Annotated in this window: 16 protein-coding genes; 12 read left to right on the forward strand and 4 right to left on the reverse strand. The window is 45.8% G+C overall.

Features of this window, described 5'->3' with window-relative positions:
* Positions 1-26 precede the first annotated feature (26 nt).
* Entirely contained in the window at positions 27-1,238 is a 1,212-nt protein-coding gene (locus A8O23_RS13090) for a Kelch repeat-containing protein (RefSeq protein WP_066621927.1), read from the forward strand.
* Between the two features lie 145 nt (positions 1,239-1,383).
* The gene (locus A8O23_RS13095) at positions 1,384-1,917 is read left to right on the forward strand and encodes a DUF2911 domain-containing protein (RefSeq protein WP_066621932.1); all 534 of its coding nucleotides are present in this window, start codon (positions 1,384-1,386) and stop codon (positions 1,915-1,917) included.
* Positions 1,918-2,021: 104 nt separating this feature from the next.
* Here A8O23_RS13095 and A8O23_RS13100 read toward each other — a convergent pair whose 3' ends face one another.
* The gene (locus tag A8O23_RS13100; RefSeq protein ID WP_066621934.1) at positions 2,022-2,879 is read right to left on the reverse strand and encodes an SDR family oxidoreductase; all 858 of its coding nucleotides are present in this window, start codon (positions 2,877-2,879) and stop codon (positions 2,022-2,024) included.
* Positions 2,880-3,200: 321 nt separating this feature from the next.
* Positions 3,201-3,665, reverse strand: coding sequence for a COG2426 family protein (locus tag A8O23_RS13105; RefSeq protein ID WP_066621936.1), 465 nt, complete (start codon positions 3,663-3,665; stop codon positions 3,201-3,203).
* A gap of 124 nt (positions 3,666-3,789) precedes the next feature.
* On the opposite strand from A8O23_RS13105, the gene A8O23_RS13110 reads away from it, so the two are divergent.
* On the forward strand, positions 3,790-4,491 hold the full coding sequence (locus A8O23_RS13110) for an MgtC/SapB family protein (protein WP_066621938.1): 702 nt from the start codon (positions 3,790-3,792) through the stop codon (positions 4,489-4,491).
* 166 nt (positions 4,492-4,657) lie between these two features.
* Positions 4,658-5,203, forward strand: a complete 546-nt coding sequence (gene thpR / locus A8O23_RS13115; RefSeq protein ID WP_066621940.1) for an RNA 2',3'-cyclic phosphodiesterase — start codon at positions 4,658-4,660, stop codon at positions 5,201-5,203.
* A gap of 157 nt (positions 5,204-5,360) precedes the next feature.
* Here the strand turns inward: thpR and tyrS are convergent, their stop codons facing one another.
* The gene (gene tyrS / locus A8O23_RS13120) at positions 5,361-6,665 is read right to left on the reverse strand and encodes a tyrosine--tRNA ligase (RefSeq protein WP_066621942.1); all 1,305 of its coding nucleotides are present in this window, start codon (positions 6,663-6,665) and stop codon (positions 5,361-5,363) included.
* A gap of 156 nt (positions 6,666-6,821) precedes the next feature.
* A complete protein-coding gene (locus A8O23_RS13125; RefSeq protein WP_066621944.1) occupies positions 6,822-7,208 on the reverse strand; it encodes a hypothetical protein in 387 nt (128 codons plus the stop codon).
* 181 nt (positions 7,209-7,389) lie between these two features.
* On the opposite strand from A8O23_RS13125, the gene holA reads away from it, so the two are divergent.
* The 8 genes from holA to A8O23_RS13165 all read left to right on the forward strand — a co-directional run bounded on the left by holA (position 7,390) and on the right by A8O23_RS13165 (position 17,990).
* On the forward strand, positions 7,390-8,442 hold the full coding sequence (gene holA / locus A8O23_RS13130; RefSeq protein WP_066621945.1) for a DNA polymerase III subunit delta: 1,053 nt from the start codon (positions 7,390-7,392) through the stop codon (positions 8,440-8,442).
* A 214-nt stretch (positions 8,443-8,656) separates the two neighbouring features.
* Entirely contained in the window at positions 8,657-11,692 is a 3,036-nt protein-coding gene (locus A8O23_RS13135) for a tetratricopeptide repeat protein (RefSeq protein WP_066621946.1), read from the forward strand.
* Positions 11,693-11,696: 4 nt separating this feature from the next.
* On the forward strand, positions 11,697-13,397 hold the full coding sequence (locus A8O23_RS13140; protein WP_066621947.1) for a TonB-dependent receptor: 1,701 nt from the start codon (positions 11,697-11,699) through the stop codon (positions 13,395-13,397).
* 95 nt (positions 13,398-13,492) lie between these two features.
* A complete protein-coding gene (locus A8O23_RS13145; protein WP_066621948.1) occupies positions 13,493-14,713 on the forward strand; it encodes an HU domain-containing protein in 1,221 nt (406 codons plus the stop codon).
* Position 14,714: 1 nt separating this feature from the next.
* Positions 14,715-15,419, forward strand: coding sequence for a MotA/TolQ/ExbB proton channel family protein (locus tag A8O23_RS13150; protein WP_239693401.1), 705 nt, complete (start codon positions 14,715-14,717; stop codon positions 15,417-15,419).
* Positions 15,419-15,817 (forward strand): ExbD/TolR family protein, encoded by a 399-nt coding sequence (locus A8O23_RS13155; protein WP_066621950.1) that lies wholly within the window; start codon positions 15,419-15,421, stop codon positions 15,815-15,817. Before A8O23_RS13150 ends, A8O23_RS13155 begins: the two co-directional genes overlap by 1 nt.
* 9 nt (positions 15,818-15,826) lie before the next feature.
* Positions 15,827-16,681 (forward strand): hypothetical protein, encoded by an 855-nt coding sequence (locus A8O23_RS13160; RefSeq protein WP_066621952.1) that lies wholly within the window; start codon positions 15,827-15,829, stop codon positions 16,679-16,681.
* On the forward strand, positions 16,620-17,990 hold the full coding sequence (locus tag A8O23_RS13165) for a bifunctional folylpolyglutamate synthase/dihydrofolate synthase (protein WP_317039545.1): 1,371 nt from the start codon (positions 16,620-16,622) through the stop codon (positions 17,988-17,990). The genes A8O23_RS13160 and A8O23_RS13165 overlap by 62 nt, the downstream gene beginning before the upstream one ends.
* Positions 17,991-17,993: the final 3 nt, after the last annotated feature.

A 17,993-nucleotide genomic window follows, 5' to 3' on the forward strand; every position in this document is an offset into this window, starting at 1 on the left:
CTTAATCAATAAACCAAAATTTAATAATGATGAGAGCTACAATTGTATTGCTTAGTCTCCTTTTTAATTCACTGTTGTTGTGTGCTCAAAACTTAGAGTTTCAAGATTTGGCTAATATGGGACTTGCACGTGGTGGTGTATCTGCTACTGAAAATGGAAACCATATTTATGTTTCAAATGGTTTTTCCCAAAATGAATTTGAAACAAGTTTAGTCGAGAAATATAATATTACAACAAACTCATGGTCAATTCTTACAAATGCAACTATTGCTAAGAAATGGGCTTCCTCAGAAATTGTAGGTGATTATTTATATATAATAAATGGAGATTATTTCAATGGCCAACGCCTATACAATAATAAAGTAGAAAAAATCAATACCACTACTGGGGCAATTACATACGGTGCAAATAATCCACACCCTGCCAGATCCTCTGGCTCGGCAGTACTAGGAAACAAAATTTACATCTTTGGTGGGAGAAGTGCTTCTTCAACCTTTTCTAATAAACTTCTTTCCTATGACACCTCTACTGATACATGGACAGTACTCGCCGATATGCCTGTAGCTAAGGAAACTGCAGGCGAAATTGTAAATGGAAAGTTATATGTTATTGGTGGCTTTAATGAAACATCTTCTAACCAAGTAAATATCTACGATATAGAGAGTAACACTTGGAGTAATACTTCCATTACTCTACCTGTAAGTATTTCTGCACATGCTACAACGGTTGTGGGAAACAATATATGGATCATCGGGGACCATCAGGATGAAACATTCATTGGCTATTTTGACACTGTCACAAATCAGTTAGTGGAGGTGGAAAATAATATGATCCCTAGAAGGCATGCCGGAGCAGTGGTAGTAAATGGTAAGTTATATGTTATGGGGGGTAACCAACACAAAGAGGGTGAAACACAATCTCCTCTTCTTTCCACTTCCTTGGCAAGTCTACAATCGGCTAATATTCCAGAAGTTTTATCAGTAGATGACCAACTGGTGGATGGACAAATTTCTGTTTATCCTAATCCTTTTGTTGATAAAGTTAACGTAGTTTTATCAGAAAATAGGCGGGGTAATTATGAATACCATATTACAGATATTTTTGGGAAATTTTTAAAAAGAGGAAGAACTGATATAAATGGAGAAATAGTGTTGTCAGAATTAAAAAGCGGCAATTATGTGTTGAAATTAATAGGCGCTAATGGAGAAGTAATACGAAAGAAAGTAATTAAACTTTAGTTGCTGACTTTCTGAACAGCTTCTTAAGTCACGGAAGTAAATCCGCGCCATAGAAATAATCCCAGACTTAAAATTGCTTTATCTAAACATATCTTTGAACCTGAAAATCCTTTACATTTAGACCCACAACTAATTAAAGACAATAATGAAAACGCCAAACAAAAATTTCCTCTTCACCCTCTTCTTCCTGTTCACCATGACTGCCTCTGTCTTCGCGCAGGATGCCAAGCCGGTAGCAAGTCCAGCGGCAACAGCTACTGGGAAAGTGGGCGGAGCCAACATCACCGTTAACTACAGCAGCCCAGCGGTGAAAGGCCGTACTATTTGGGGAGAGCTGGTGCCGTATGGAAAAGCTTGGAGAGCTGGTGCCAACAAAGCCACTACCTTCACCACTGACAAAGACATTAAAGTGGAAGGAAAAACGCTGAAAGCCGGTTCTTACTCAGTGTTTATGGTGCCTGGTGAGAAGGAATGGCAAATCATCTTCAACTCAGAAACCGGCCAAGGGGGCACCAAACAAGGTGGAGTTGCCAATTTTGACCCGGCCAACAATGTGCTGGTGGTAAACGTGAAGCCAAAGAAGTCGGCTACCATGAATGAGCGGTTGGTGTATGAAATCACGAACAAAGGTTTTGCCCTGAAGTGGGAGAACCTGGAAGTTCCGGTGGCTATCAAGTAGAAAAAAGCTGCTTTAATAAAAACAGAAAAGCCTGCTCCGTAATTGGGGCAGGCTTTTCTGTTTCTAAGGTAATTCTAAATAAGAATCGGAAAGAATAAGTGGAATTACTGCGCCCCTTTCAATGCCTGAGCTACGGCCTCAGACAGGGGAGTAGTGGGGCGGCCAATGAGTTTTGACAATTGGCGGCTGTCGTCATACAAGGCCCCATTTGACGCCGATACATCCCAGCTGGCAATGCCGTGGGCAAATCCTTCAGGCACCCCGAAGCTGGCTAGCGCGGCAGCATAGTCGGCTGGTGGTAAGTTTTTGTACGGAATGTCTTTGCCGGTCTGGCGGGAGATTTCGGCGGCATATTCGGCTAGCGTGAACGCTTCGTCTCCGGCCAATTCATAGGTTTTGCCTTGATGTCCTTCACCTGTCAGCACGGCTACGGCGGCATCGGCGAAGTCTTCGCGGGTGGCGGCAGAAATTTTGCCTTCTCCGGCGCTTCCAATCACGGCGCCTCCGGCCAAAGCACCGCCAATAGAACCGGTGTAGTTCTCAGTGTACCAGCCGTTGCGCAGGAGCGTGAACGGAATGCCTGAATCTTGCAGAGCGGCTTCGGTGGCTTTGTGCTCATCGGCTAAGCTAATGTCAGTGGTGTCAGCATGGAGGATGCTGGTGTACACAATCCATTTTACTCCGGCTTTCTTTGCCGCTTCAATCACGTTTTTGTGCTGTGTGGCGCGTTGGCCTACTTCACTCGAAGAAATGAGAAGTAGAGAATCAACGCCAGTCAAAGCGCTTTGCAGGGTGTCGGGTTGGCTGTAATCTGCTTCACGGGCTTCTACGCCCAAGTCAGAAGCTTTTTCAGGGGCTCTCACCAGCGCAACTATATTTTCAGAAGATACTTTCTCTTTGAGCTTGTCTACCACTATGCGACCCAATTGTCCGGTTGCTCCTGTAATGCCTATTTTCGTCATAAGTTCTATTCGTTTTATGTGATGACTTTTTAAAGGTATTGGTACTTCTTTTACTTCGTACCTCTCAGTAAAGGTTCACAAAGTGCCACGAGTATCAAATAATAGGCTGGTTTAATGCAGTAAACCGTTGCTGCATGAAGTCAAGAGAGATAACGGTTTTCATGAAAGATCAAAGTGGAGATCTCTAACAGAAAAGTCCATTTAAAAGGAAGAGCCTCTAGAAAAAAGAAGCGGCTGTTTTCGGCCTGTTTCATGAAAAACAAACCGAAAACAGCCGCCAAAGTCTTGAGTCTTACCTCTTGAATCTTGTTTCTAAAAAGATCACAGGCTTTTCCAGCCCAGGTTTCCGTAATAAGAGCCTATCGCCATGACGATGCAGGAGACAAGCACGCCTAAACTGGTTGCCAAGAATGCTTTTTTGCGTTCAATTTTAAGCACATAAGCCGCAATGGTGCCCATATAGGCTCCGGTGCCGGGCAACGGAATCATCACAAAAACCATGAGGCCCCAAAAACCATATTTCTGCACCTCGGCACCCACGGTTCTTTTGGCGCGTTTAGAGAAGTGAATCACGCCTCGGCGGTAGCGGCGGCTAGGCCAGAGTTTGTTGCTGAACGTGTCAATGAGCCACATGAGCAACGGAAACACGAGCAGGTTACCTATCAGGCCCACTAAAAATGCCCAGCCAACGGGGAAGTCGTTTAGCACGGCGTAGGGTATGCCGGCTCTGGCTTCTCCCAACGGGGAGATGCTCAATAAAAAGGTGTAAATCAGAACTTCCAGCATGGGGAATAAAGGAGAAATACAAAGTTCGGAATTTGTGGCATTACTTGGTGCTGCTCAGGCAAACTTTTACTTCTGTTGGCAGTAAAGGGAAAGACTCACCTGTAAACAAGCTCGAACGCTTTATATGGACTTTATTGTACTCGACACCACGGAAATTTCTTCCCAAACCATTGTCCTCCGGCTTTTTCTGAGCACTCTCTTAGGAGGTTTGCTGGGCTGGGAACGCGAATCAAGAAGGCAGCAAGCCGGTTTGCGCACGCACATGGTCATTAGTGTGGGCGCCTGTTTGCTCATGCTCATCTCCATCTACATTCCGCAGACCTTCTCACAGTACCCTAACGTAGATCCGGGCCGAATTGCGGCGCAGGTAGAGTCCGGGATTGGTTTTCTGGGGGCGGGAGCTATTTACAGGTTAGGCGCCAACACCCACGGCCTCACCACGGCGGCTACCATTTGGGCAGTGGCGGCCGTGGGTTTAAGTGTGGGCGTGGGTATGTATGAGGCGGCCGTGGTAGTGACCTTGCTGCTGCTGTTTGTGCTGTCTATTCTGGATAAAGTAGGGAAGAAATTCTTTGTTGGCGGCTCCTTTAAAACCCTGAAAATCAGTTTTCAGTCCGCTAAGATTGAAACAAATAAGGTGTTTGCTATTTTAGAGAAGTATAAGATCACCACCCGTAACGTGAACGTGGTGCAGTCGCAGAACAAGCATAACGCCAAAATTCAGCTGTATGTGTTTGTGCCAGACAATTTAAATCTGAAGAACTTCTACAAAGATCTGAACGAGCTAAAGAACGTGGGGCAAATCTCATTGGGGCAGGAGTTTTAGGAACAAGTGTTGTGGTCAGAGCAAAAGTAGAAAGGTGCCAACTAGGATTTAATGGGGCAGTTTTTCGCCTCTTTTCCAGAAATCACGCCTAAAACGCAATGACAGCATTTCAATATTTGATGTTGATTGAAGACGAATAAAAGATCAGGAGCAAAGCCAGAGTTGTATGGAAGAAACCCTACGTTTATTTGTAGCTGCCGCCTTGCCTGCGGAGGTGAAAGACTATCTGGTGCAGGCGCGGGACCAATACCAGGACCCGAACAGCAGATCCGTGCCAGAGCAAAACCTGCACCTCACGCTTTACTTTATCGGGAATGTGCCAGCGTTTGAGGAAGAAACCAACAAGCAGAAAATAGCTGAGGTAGCGAAGCGGCACCAGCCTTTTACGCTGGCTTTGGAGCAACTGGAGCCGGGGCCAAAGCCTAAATCGCCCAGATTAATTTGGGCGCGTTTCCGGCAACATGAAGCCTTTACGCAATTAAGTCAGGAGCTGACGGAGGCCTTGTCCTCCGAAACATCAAAGCAAAAGGAATTTATACCGCATGTTACGGTGGCGCGTTTCAAGAAAGAAGTACGGGTGAGGCATAATCTTTCTGTGGTGTCACCTCCCGAAGAAATTCTGTTTCCGGTTAGTTCTATTGCGCTGTGGCAGTCTAAGCTGGCATCGCCGCATCCGGTGTATTCGGTGGTGGAGGAGTTTTCATTGGGCTAATGAGTTGCACAATCTTACTATAGACCAGCTGAAAGAGGTTCATCTATTGAAGTACTGCGGTCATGTGAGGGTAGATAAGGTTTAAAGTATACCCCTTAAACAGCAGCAGCAGGCAAAATCATTTGCCTGCTGCTGCTGTAGAGTGTTTATAAAAAGGTTATACCGCTTTTACCAGGTAGTAATTCTTCTTTCCTTTCTGCACCACCAGATACTTACCCTGCAGTAAGTCTGACGTGACAGTCTCAGCTACGTTGCCTACTTTCTGGCGGTTAATGCTTACGCCGCCATTCTGGATCATTTTTTTGGCTTCGCTTTTAGAGTCGAAAATTTGGGCTTGCGTTAGCTCAGAAAGTAAATCAACGGCAAGGGTATCACTGGTCAATTGATCTTTTGGAACATCAATTTGAGGAACTCCTTCAAAAACAGCCAATAAAGTAGCTTCAGGTAAGTTTCTTAATGTTTCTAAGTCACCTTTACCAAATAAAATCTGAGAAGCCTCTACGGCACTTTCATATTCCTCGGCGGAATGTACGGTGGTGGTTACCTCTTTAGCCAGGGCTTTCTGCAGAACGCGCAGGTGCGGCGCTTGCTCATGTTCGGCAACAAGGGCAGCAATTTCCTCTTGGTTGAGCAGGGTAAAGCGCTTGATCAGTTTTTCCGCTTCCTCATCGGCTACGTTCAGCCAGAACTGGTAAAACTTGTAAGGGCTGGTCATAGTAGGATCTAGCCACACGTTGCCGCTCTCTGACTTTCCGAACTTGCTGCCGTCGGCTTTGGTTACCAGTGGGGTAGTCAAAGCAAAGGCCTTTCCGCCTTCCATGCGTCTGATCAGCTCAGTGCCCGAGGTAATGTTACCCCACTGGTCAGAACCGCCCATCTGCAGTTTTACATTCTTGTTTTTGTAAAGGTGGAAGTAGTCATACCCTTGCAGTAACTGGTAAGAGAATTCCGTGAAAGAAAGTCCTTCGGCACCGTTTTCACCTTCCTGAGCCGTGATCCGCTTCTGCACCGACTCCTTTTTCATCATGTAGTTCACCGTGAGGTGCTTACCCACATTCCGAAGAAAGTCCAAGAAAGAGAACTCTTTAAACCAGTCGTAGTTGTTCACGATCTCCGCGGAGTTGGCCCCCCCGTCAAAAGAAAGGAATTTCTCCAGCTGCTTTCTAATGCCTTCTTGGTTTGCTCTCAATACTTCTTCAGACAAGAGATTGCGCTCCGCAGATTTACCAGAAGGGTCACCAATCATACCGGTAGCCCCACCCACCAAAGCGATGGGTTTGTGCCCAGCCCGCTGAAGGTGTACCAGTAACATAATAGTGGCCAGGTTACCTATATGTAGAGAAGAGGCGGTAGGGTCAAAACCCACATAGCCCGTTGTCATTTCCGCTTTCAGTTGCTCTTCCGTGCCTGGCATGGTGTCTTGCAACATGCCCCGCCAACGCAGTTCTTCAATCAAATTCATGTATCATCGGTTTTTGCTGCGCCAAAGATACACCTCTTGCTTATTCGGTGCTAGTTATTCGTTTGTAGTTGTTCGCCTGAGTGAAAGTGATGGGGCATTCTATACTCTCTTTTACGCCTGATTTTCTAAAAACAGCTCCAAAACACTGTTGAACTTTTAACGTTCTGGCTTTAGGTCGTTTTTGAAGGTGACAAAAGAATCCGCAGTTTCTAAATCTTTTTCTTTAGTAAATCTTACCTCTATATAGTCTAGTTCTTTAAATCCGGGATAGCTGGTCTGTACGCTTTGTTGAACCTGGTTTGCCATTTCCTCTAGTTCTGGATAAGAAACAGAATCAATGGGGTAATCATAAAACGTTACACTTACATTATTTTCTCCTTCAGTAGTACTCCAATTATAGCTTGTATTTATTTTCTCATGTTGAAAAGCAGAGATCAAGCTTTCATTTACAGCTTTATACTGTTCGAACTTCTCTTTGAGGTGGCAGGAGGGGAAGCAGCAGAGTATTAACAGAATGCAGAGAATGGCACTTGGTTTTTTCATTGAATAAAGATGGTTGCTATAAATTTTATAATGTTACTTTAAATGATGTATCATCAATAAGCCCTTTGAAAATATTATCGGGCAAATGAATTGGGCTGGAAAAGCTATTTGAAAGGCAAGATAGTGGTTTCATCTATTAAGTATGGTAACTTTGGGTCTCAGACAATATTGAACCAGTTACATGGCGCTGACCGCAGAAGACATTCTCAAGCAACTTAAGAACCGCGAATTCGCTCCTGTGTATTTCTTGCAGGGCGAGGAGCCTTACTATATTGACAAAATCTCTGATTATATAGAGCAGCACGCCCTCAATGACATGGAAAAGGGTTTTAACCAGGTGGTCATGTACGGCAAAGACACTGATGTGCCTACCGTTCTGCTGCAGGCCAAGCGTTTTCCGATGATGTCTGAACGTTCAGTGGTCATTGTGAAGGAGGCCCAGAACCTGCCCAACCTAGAGGCCGACCCAGAAAAAGACTCTGCCGCTAAACAATTGGAGGCGTATCTGAACAATCCGTTACCTTCTACCATACTGGTGTTCTGCCACAAGCACAAGGTGCTGGACGGGCGTAAGCGGCTGGCGAAACTTTTGACAAAACAGGCGGTTTTACTTACAACTAAAAAGCTGTACGAGAACCAGGTGCCCGGCTGGATCAATCAGTTCATCAAAAGCAAGAACCTACAGGCCACCCCGCAGGCGGTCATGATGCTGGGAGAGTTCATTGGGTCAGACCTTTCAAGGTTGGCCAACGAGATAGAAAAGTTAGCCATCAACCTGAAACCGGGGCAAACCATAGACGAGGGGCTGGTGCAGGAAAACATTGGCATGAGCAAGGAATACAACATCTTTGAGCTGCAAAATGCCCTTACCCGTCAAGATGTACTAAAGGCCAACCGAATTCTCAATTACTTTGAGTCAAACCCCAAAGACAATCCGCTGATCCCCAACCTGGTGCTGTTGTTTTCTTTTTTCACCAAACTCATGACGCTGCACCTCTTGCCACAAATTACGGAGCAGACGGTGGCTAAGAGTTTGGGGAACCGGGGCTTTCTGGCCAAAGAATACATGCAGGCATTGCGGGCATATCCGTATGGGCGGGTGCTACAGATTATAGGTTTCATTCATCAGGCTGATTTACAGAGTAAAGGTATTGAAGGGGGCAATTTGTCTGATGCCGCCATTTTAAAAGAATTGGTGTTTAAAATTTTGCACCCGATACCTATTTTGGTTTAATTCCTGTTTTTGGGCTGTTTTTCAGGAATCAGCCCAAAAACAGGAAATTAAGCAGAGGGTGAAACGCTAAATCCGGTTGGCCTTCGTTGAACTCTCATAAACAGCCGATAAAATCGGTGTCTCTTCCACGCATTTTTTTTAATTTTGAAGGACGGGCTTTCCAGTCGGGTTCTGATTTCCGGAAAACCTGATGGTTGCCTTAATCCAGTAAACTATGAAATTACCTCACAAGATAGCCTTGGCTACGGCTTTGCTGGGGGGAGCCCACGCCGCACAGGCACAGTTCCCTCAAACCTACCGTTCAGAAGAGCGTTTTTTCCAGGAGGGTCTGGAGCTGTATGATCGGGAGAAGTACGGCGCGGCTCAACAGGCCTTTGCGCAGTACATCAGGTTGATCAATGAACCGGCCAAAACCGCCGACGCCCAATACTATTACGCCATCAGCGGTCTGCACCTTTTCCATCCGGATGCGGAACAGCTGGTGCTGCAGTTTGCCGAACGTTATCCGGCTCACCCAAAAGCGGCCGTCGCTTTCTTTGAACTAGGTACCTCTTTCTTTGACAAGAAAAATTACGACAAGGCGATAGAGTACTTGGAGAAAGCTCCGGCTGACCGTTTAGACGAGGCTCAGATAAAAGAGATGGAGTTTAAACTGGCTTACTCCTATTTCTCAAAAAAGAATTTTAACAAGGCTAAAACCTTGTTTGACCGTAACAAAAGGGGCAACCACCGCTATAGCTACGCCTCTAATTACTATGCCGGTTACCTGGCTTACCGCGAGGGAGACTACATAGGGGCCAAGCTAGATCTTAAAGTAGCGGAGCAGGACGAAAACTACCGTACCATTGTGCCTTACATGCTCACAGAGGTGCTGTACAAAGAAGGAAACTTTGCCGAGGTGATCACATACGGGGAGAAATCTTTGAGCATGACGCCAAAGGTGCAGAACCCTGATGAAATTGAGCTGCTGGTGGGAGACGCCTATTTTCAGCGGAACGATTTCAAGAAGGCGGCGGAATATTTTCAAAAGTATGCCGAAGGTAAAAAGCCGCTCGACAAAACGGTGCAGTATAAAATGGGCTTCGCCGATTACAAGAACAACGATTTTAAGAATGCCATACAGAACCTGAAAGCCGTTGCTATTCACTCTGATTCTCTGGGCCAGAATGCCGCATATCATTTAGGTCTAAGTTACCTGAAGGATGATAACAAGCAGTTTGCCTTAGGGGCCTTTGACCAGGCTCGTAAGCTTAATATAGACAAGAATGTAAAAGAGGGGGCTACTATAAAGTATGCCCAACTGAACTACGAGTTAGGCAACTTCTCTGAGGTAATCAACTCTCTGGCTAATTACAACCGCGATTTCCCAGATTCAAAACTTAGCGGGGAGGCAGATGATTTGCTGAGCGAAGCATACCTGAACTCCAGTAACTTTATGGAGGCTATTCAGCACATTGAGAAACTGCCGCGCCGTAGCCACCGCATCAATGAAACGTATCAGCGGGTAACGTACTACCAAGCTGTAAAGCTGTACAATGATCAGTTCTTTGCCCAGGCAGTTCAAATGCTTGATAAGTCTTTGAACTTCCCGTATGACAAAGAAATTCAGGCGGCCAGTAACTTCCTGAAAGGTGAGGCCTATTCAATAGGGCAGCGCTGGCCGCAAGCTATTGCCAGCTACTCGGCCGTTTTCCAGACGCCAAATTCCGGCCGTACAGAATATTACGTGAAGTCTCGGTACGGCATTGGCTATGCTTATTATAATGAGAAGCAGTATGACAAGGCGCTGGTGCACTTCAAGGCTTACCTGAACGACAATTCCATCCGGAGTAATAACCCAAATTACGCCGATGCCATGGTGCGTTTAGCAGATACGTACTATGTCAATAAAGATTATGCCGCTGCCCTTAATTGGTACGACCAGGCTTTAACCAACAAAACCCCCGATGCAGATTATGTGCATTTCCAGAAGGGGGTGGTGTATAATCTGACCAACCGACGCGAACAGGCCATTCAAAGCCTCAATACATTAATTAAGAACTTCCCAAAATCTAGATACGCAGATGATGCCGTGTACCAAAAGGGTGTAATTGATTATGAAGATTCTAACTATGCGCCTGCCATTGCTTCTTTTAGCCAGTTGATAGATAACTTCCAGAGCAGTACGCTGGTGCCTAATGCATTGCAGAAGCGGGGTAATTCATATGTTAACCTAAAAAGAACAAACGAAGCCATTAACGATTTCAAACGGGTAATTGATCAGTACCCAACGTCAGCGGTGGCGAATGAGGCAATCTTCAGTTTACAGGAAGCCTTAGGTTCTTCAAACCAGACAGATCAGCTAGACAATTATCTAGCGAAGTTCAGAGCGGCCAACCCAGAAAGCGGGGCTTTAGAAAGTGTAGAATTTGAGGCAGCTAAAACATTGTACTTCAATGAGAAATACAATCAGGCTATTCCTAGGTTTGAAAAGTTTCTGAAGAGTTATCCGGCCAGCTCGTCAGTGCCTAATGCGCGTTACTTTTTAGGTGACTCTTATTTCAGAATAGATGATAAGCAAAATGCGCTAAGAAGCCTGAAGGAAGTGGCGCTGGAAGGGAAATCTGAATATTTGTCCAGAGCGGTGCAACGGGTGGCAGACCTTGAGTTTGAAGGAGGAAACTATGGTGAGGCTGCTGCTTTCTACTCGCGCCTGCGTGATTTGGCCACTAACAAGAAAGAGCAAGCCAATGCCTTGATGGGGTTAATGAAGAGTTTCTACTTCACCAATGACTTCAACAACACCATATTGATAGCCGATGAACTAATTGCCCGCGGCAACGCCACGCTCAATGCTTATAATTCGGCTATGCTTTTCAGAGGCAAAGCAAGTTACGCCTTAGGTAGGTTAGACCAAGCTGTGAAAGAATTCACGACAGCAGCCACCTCAGCCACAGATGTAAATGGGGCAGAGGCGCACTATCTGGTATCTGAGATACTATTTAAACAGCAGAAATACAAAGAGGCGTTAGATCAGGCGTTTAGCTTCAGCAATTCATTTGCCAATTATGATTACTGGTTAGGAAAAACCTTCCTGCTAATAGCCGATGTGTACATGGCGCAGAATGAAGATTTCCAGGCAAAAAGCACTTTGGAGTCTATCATCAATCATTCACCAGAAAAAGAGATTGTGGAGGCAGCCAAACAAAAACTGGCTGATTTAGAAAGTAAAGTAAAAGCTCCGGCTCCAGCTTCCACTCCAAAAAAATAATACCATGAGAAAGAGCATAAAAGGAGCGGGAATTTCCGCACTGTTTCTGTTAGGTTTACTTCCGGCTACCCACGCCCAAACAGGTTGGGGTGAAGGAAACAAACTGGAGAGCACGGAGATTGTGGTAGAGAAGAACCGCATTATAGAATTGCCCGAAGCAAACCGAAACTTTCAGCAGTTCCGCATTGATCCGCCGGAATTGGCCGAGCGCAACGTGACCTACAGGTTCAATGAATACCGCCTGCCAGAGCACTTTATCAATATGCCTATGCGGGTGCTTACTATCCGTCAGGAAGAACTGGCGAAGTTGTACGGCAATTACCTGAAAGCTGGCTTTGGTAATTATGGAACTGTCTATGCGCGTGGGTACTTCCACAACAAGCGCAGCGACAAATCTTCCTTTGGGGCGCAGGTGGGGCACCTTTCCTCAGCCAACGGTCCGGTTGATGAGTCAGGGGCAGCTACCAGTTACGTGCAGGCGCAGGGAGATATGTACCAGGGTCCATATACCTTTGGGGGAAGGGTTCGCTATGAACGTGACATGAGGCATTTCTACGGGTACGACCGTAGCATAGCATTGCCTGAGGGAGATGAGCGCCAACAGGTGTACAACCGTTTTCTGGCCGAGGGGCATATGAACAACATTTCAGACCGAGGGCCGCTGAAATACACGGGAAAGATTGGCCTTACTTACACCGGTGAAAGCTTTGATGCCAAAGAAACCAATGTGTATGGCAACTTTGAAACCAGCTATGAACTTGGTAAGAACTCCCGATTTCTGGTAGATGTAGACGTAGCTTATACTAACTTGAACGTAATGGCTCCCTCAGATGCGGGTGTGCCTACGGAAGAGTCTTATGGAAGAGGTTTCTTTAAAGCTAAACCGGCCTATGCAGGACAAATGGACAAACTGAGCTATGTGTTAGGCGGTACCGTTGCCTACACTGGTGACACCATTAATGCTTCCCGCAAATTTAGCATTTATCCTGCGCTGGAGGCATCATACCAGGTTATAGAGAACGGCTTGGTTGTGTTTGCGGGCGCAGGCGGCGATTTAGAGCGCACAACCTTGTTCGACCTGAGCCGGGAAAATCCATTTCTGCGCATTAGCAAGCCCATTGCCGATGTGAACAAAGGCATTGAGGTATATGCCGGGGTAAACGGTAGCATCAGCAAATTTGTGCAGTTCACTGGCCGAGTAGCGCATCAACGAATAAGAAATCTGTATTTCTTCAACAATGCCGTTAGCGATTCTTCTAAGTTTGAGGTAGTGTATGATGATGGGGTAACAAAAGTTCTTCAGTTGTACGGTGAATTAACTTTTAACCAATCTGAAGAATTACGCATTGGATTAAAAGGGGAGGTGAACAATTATACAACCGCCTCGCTGCCTGAGCCTTTCCACCGGCCATCGGTAAAAGTAACGGCTTTTGGTACATATAATCTTTATGATAAGATTCTCTTCAACACTGAACTTTACTATATTAGCAGTTCGTTTGGGCAGATTACCCGACCAGATGGCACTGCAATGCTTCGTGAAACCGATAATATCATAGACTTGAACCTAAAAGCAGATTACCGGTTTTCACAGCGTTTTTCTGCCTTCCTGATGGGAAACAACCTGTTGAACAGCCAATACCAGAGGTTAGTAAATTATCAGAGCCAAGGTATTTCAGTACTGGTAGGGGCAACCTATTCTTTCTAAACGGAGAGCAATAAAATTTAAACAAACGACTAATGAACAAGGGCGAGGAAGATACTTTATCAACCTCCCTCTCATCATTCAGTCATTTTAGAAATATGATTCAAAGGCACATTAAAAACCTGTTGTACGCGTATGATTGTGTCATCATTCCAGATTTTGGAGGATTGATTACGCATTATGCCCCGGCAAAAATCCATCCTGTAAAACACACTTTTTCACCGCCCTCTAAGCATATAGCGTTTAATGAGCAACTGAAAGTGAACGACGGGTTGCTGATTTCTACCTTAGCCAAACAGCAGCAGTTGCCTCTGAACCTAGCGCAGCAGGCTGTAGCTGAGTTTGTACAGGACCTGAAGGCACAGCTGTTGCAACAGCACAGATTTGAACTGCAAGACATAGGAGTTTTCCGTTACAATGCTGACCGCCAACTGGTTTTTGAAAGCATAGAGAGCGACAATTTTCTGGAGCAGAGTTTCGGTTTGCCTGATTTGGTATCTAAACCAATTGCCGGCAAGGAATCTTTGATTCTGCGTGGTAAGTACAAAGACCAAACCCCTGGTACTGACAATAACAGAAAGCAGCCAGTGGGCCGTTTCAGAAAATTATACCGCATTGGAGCAAGTCTGGTGATAGGTACCTTAACTGTGTCTGCTGTGTATCTGTTCTCTTTGCAGCAAGATGTGGCCTTAAGCTCTCTGAACCCGTTTGCGTTGTTAACGCCCACGGAAACAGCTGTGCCAGCAATTGATGCAGAGGCTACCTTAAGAGAGTCTGAAGAGATCAACTCTTATGTAAATGGTACAGCAGAAGATTCTTTTAATCAGGAAGCAGAGTTTGTAGACGCACCGGCGGAAGAAGACAATTGGGGTGACACTGATGTAACTAATTCAGAGGTTTCTACTGTTGCAGAAACTGCCCTAGAGAAAAAGCCATCTGAAGAAACAACTGTGGCTGCAGAAGCTAAGGTGACTGCTCCTGAACCTGCCAAACCGGTGAAGGCAGAGGCTGCTGTTAAAAAAGAAACTGTTGCCACTGCTACCAAAGCAGCAGCTAAATCAGTTGAAGGAGCTACAATTAAACAAAAAACTGGTCGTTTCTACGTTATTATGGGGGTATTCTCCCAAGAAGGATACGCTGAAAGAAACCAGAAGCAGTTGCAAAGAAAAGGCTATGACGCCAAAATTCTGCAGCCTTCTCATGACACTAAACGTGACCGGGTATCGGTAGCGGATTTTGCCACCGCTCAGGAGGCGCAGAACGCCTTGCCGGAACTCCGGAATAAGATTAACAATGAACTTTGGGTATTTAACTATTAACATGAAGTCACTACTGCTCCAGTTTACGAACACTGCCGCCGCAGATACTACTGCCACCGCGGCAGGCGCTGAAACTGCTCAAGAATCTATTTCGCTGCTGGATCTGGCCATGAATGGCGGGTGGGCTATGATTCCACTGGTTCTTTTATCATTAGTGGCCATTTACATTTTCGTAGAGCGCTATCTTACTATTAAGAAAGCCTCTCAGAACCCAGCAGGTTTTGTGCAGCGCCTGAAGAGCCTGGTTTTAGCCGGTGATGTGCAAGGCGCCAAAATGCTGTGCGCCCAAACCAATTCACCCATTTCCAGAATGCTGGAGAAAGGGATCTCAAAAATAGGTCAGCCCCTGAACAACATTGAAGCCTCTATTGAAAACGTAGGTAAAATTGAAATTGCCAACCTTGAGAAAAACCTTTCTGGTTTGGCAACGGTGGCCGGTGCCGCTCCAATGCTGGGCTTTCTGGGTACAGTAACGGGTATGATTGGTGCCTTCATTGCCATTGCCCAGGCCGAGGGTTCTGTTAGTCCGCAGTTATTATCTGGCGGTATTTATGAAGCCATGGTCACAACCGCTACCGGTCTTATTATCGGGTTACCAGCTTACGTGGGGTATAACTTCTTGGTGTCTAAAATTGACAGCATTGTGCATGACATGGAGTACAGCTCCATAGAATTTATTGATTTACTTCAGGAACCGCAAGCCTAATGAATTTACGTTCTAAAAACAGAGTCAACCCAGATTTCAACATGTCCTCTATGACGGACATTATCTTTCTGTTGTTGATTTTCTTCATGCTTACTTCCAGCTTTGTGGTACCTACCGGTATGCCCGTTAATTTACCGTCCAGCAAGTCGGGTGGTAAGGTTATGCAAAAGGTAACGGTTTCCATTAATGAGGACTTACAGGTGCAGGTAAATGAAAAGCAATCATCGCTTGAAACCTTAGAGGCTGACCTGGCGCAGGCGCTGGCTGGAACTGAAGAGGGGCAAGGGGTTGTTCTATTGAACGTAGACAAAGCCGTGCCCGTAGAACACTTTGTAAGAGCGGCCGGAATTGCCAATGAATTGAAAGCAAAAGTGTCAATTGGCACTGTTGTTGACTAAGAATTAACCATGATAGCAGTTACCCCACAAGAACAAAAGAACAAGCGTATTGCTGCCGGTGTGAGCCTGGCAATACACATCCTGTTGCTTTTATTTCTGTTTTGGATGCTGGTGTGGCAAGAAGAAAACCCGCCACAGCAAATAGGGGGAATTGAAATGTCTTTTGGTACCACTGATGCCGGAGGGGGTGAAGTGCATAGCAAAGCTACTCCCAATGAATCTAAGAACACAGAAGATAGCCGACCACCTGCCGAAGCCGAAAAAGTAACGCCACAGCCAGAGGTAGTGCCGGTGACGCAGCCCACTCCGCAACCACAGGTTGAAAAAGTGGTGACTACTTCACAGGAGTCGCCGGTAGTGGTAAAAGAAGAGCCAAAGCCTCAGCCCAAACCAGAGCCGAAAGAAGAGGTAAAGAAAGTAGATAGCCGTGCCATGATGCCAGTGAAGTCAAAAGACGGTGGCGGTAACGGTACCGACGGAAAGAGCAACAACCCAACCGGAAATAACAACGGCGAGGAAGGCAAAACGGGTGACAAAGGTAATCCGGCCGGACTTTACCCTGGAACTAAAACAGGAGCCGGAGGCAGTGGCGGTGGACCGTTAAATATGCCAGGCTGGCGTTTTGACTTAGAACCCCGCACCGACCCATATAACAATGAAACCGGCAAAGTGGTGTTTCAGGTTAAAATTGACGCAGACGGTGAAATTATTGCCCTTGATGTAATGGAAAGTAACGTCAGCGCAAAGGTTGTGAACTGGTACCGTTCTGAAGTAAGGAAAACCTCTTTCTCTAGAATCAGAAATGGCGGCAACAACAACGAAGGCGCCACCGGAACCATTACCTTTATCATCAGATCAAGATAACAAAACCTACTTCTTCGTGACTTACGAGCAAGCTTTAGAATACTTATTCCAGCAGTTGCCGATGTTTCACCGCATCGGCAACGCTGCTTTTAAGAAGAGCCTAGACAATATTCTGGCGCTTTCCAAATCGCTGGATAATCCCCATCAAAAATTTAAATCGGTGCACGTGGCGGGCACCAATGGTAAGGGAAGCTCTTCTTCCATGTTGGCGTCTATTTTACAGGCAGCCGGGTACAAAACCGGATTATACACCTCACCGCACCTAAAGGATTTTACCGAACGGATACGCGTAAATGGTGAAATGATAAGCCAGGAAAAAGTAGCATGGTTCACAGAGCAGCACATGACACTGTTTGACCAGATAAAGCCCTCTTTTTTTGAGATGAATGTAGCGCTCGCTTTTCAGCACTTCGCTGAGGAGGCAGTAGATATAGCCGTAGTGGAAGTAGGTTTGGGAGGAAGATTAGATTCAACCAACATCATTACACCGCTGGTGTCTCTGATCACCAGTATTGGTCTTGATCACCAGTCTTTGTTGGGTAATACATTGCCTGAAATAGCTTGCGAAAAAGCGGGTATTATCAAGTCAGGTGTGCCGGTGGTGATAAGCAAAACTCAGCCAGAAGTTTCTTCTGTTTTTGAGAAAAAGAGCCAGGAAACAGAAAGTCTACTCACCTTTGCTGATCAGAAATATGAACTAGAACGCATTGGTACCTCTGAATGGAATGCGCTGTATTCAGTTAAACGAGAATGCGAAATATGGTTGGAGAATCTTGAGGTTTCACTACTGGGGAACTACCAAAAAGCAAATTTACCTGGTGTGCTCGCCACGGTAGAAGAACTGAGAAATCAGAACTATCAAATCACCGAGAATCATATCAGAGAAGGGTTGAAAAATATTCAGGCTCTTACCGGTTTAAAAGGCCGATGGCAAGTACTGAAGCAGGAGCCCCTTACCCTCTGCGACACTGGTCATAACATTGACGGCATCAGAGAAGTGGTGACTCAGCTTATAGGTCTAAAACCGAAGCAGGTACACTTTGTTTTCGGAGCCACTAACGATAAAGACATCACCAGTGTCCTACGCCTGTTGCCAGTATCTTTCCGGTATTATTTCTGCCAGGCTCAGATACCCAGAGCCCTTCCGGTACAGCAACTGCATGAAGAGGCGCAGTATGCCGGTTTAAAAGGCCATGCGTACCCTACGGTGGAAGACGCTCTGATTGCCGCTAAAACCTATGCCTTGCCAGATGAGGTTATTTTCATTGGCGGCAGTACCTTTGTGGTGGCAGAAATTCCTGAATTATAGTTA

Source organism: Rufibacter roseus (assembly GCF_001647285.1).
Taxonomy (GTDB): domain Bacteria; phylum Bacteroidota; class Bacteroidia; order Cytophagales; family Hymenobacteraceae; genus Nibribacter; species Nibribacter roseus.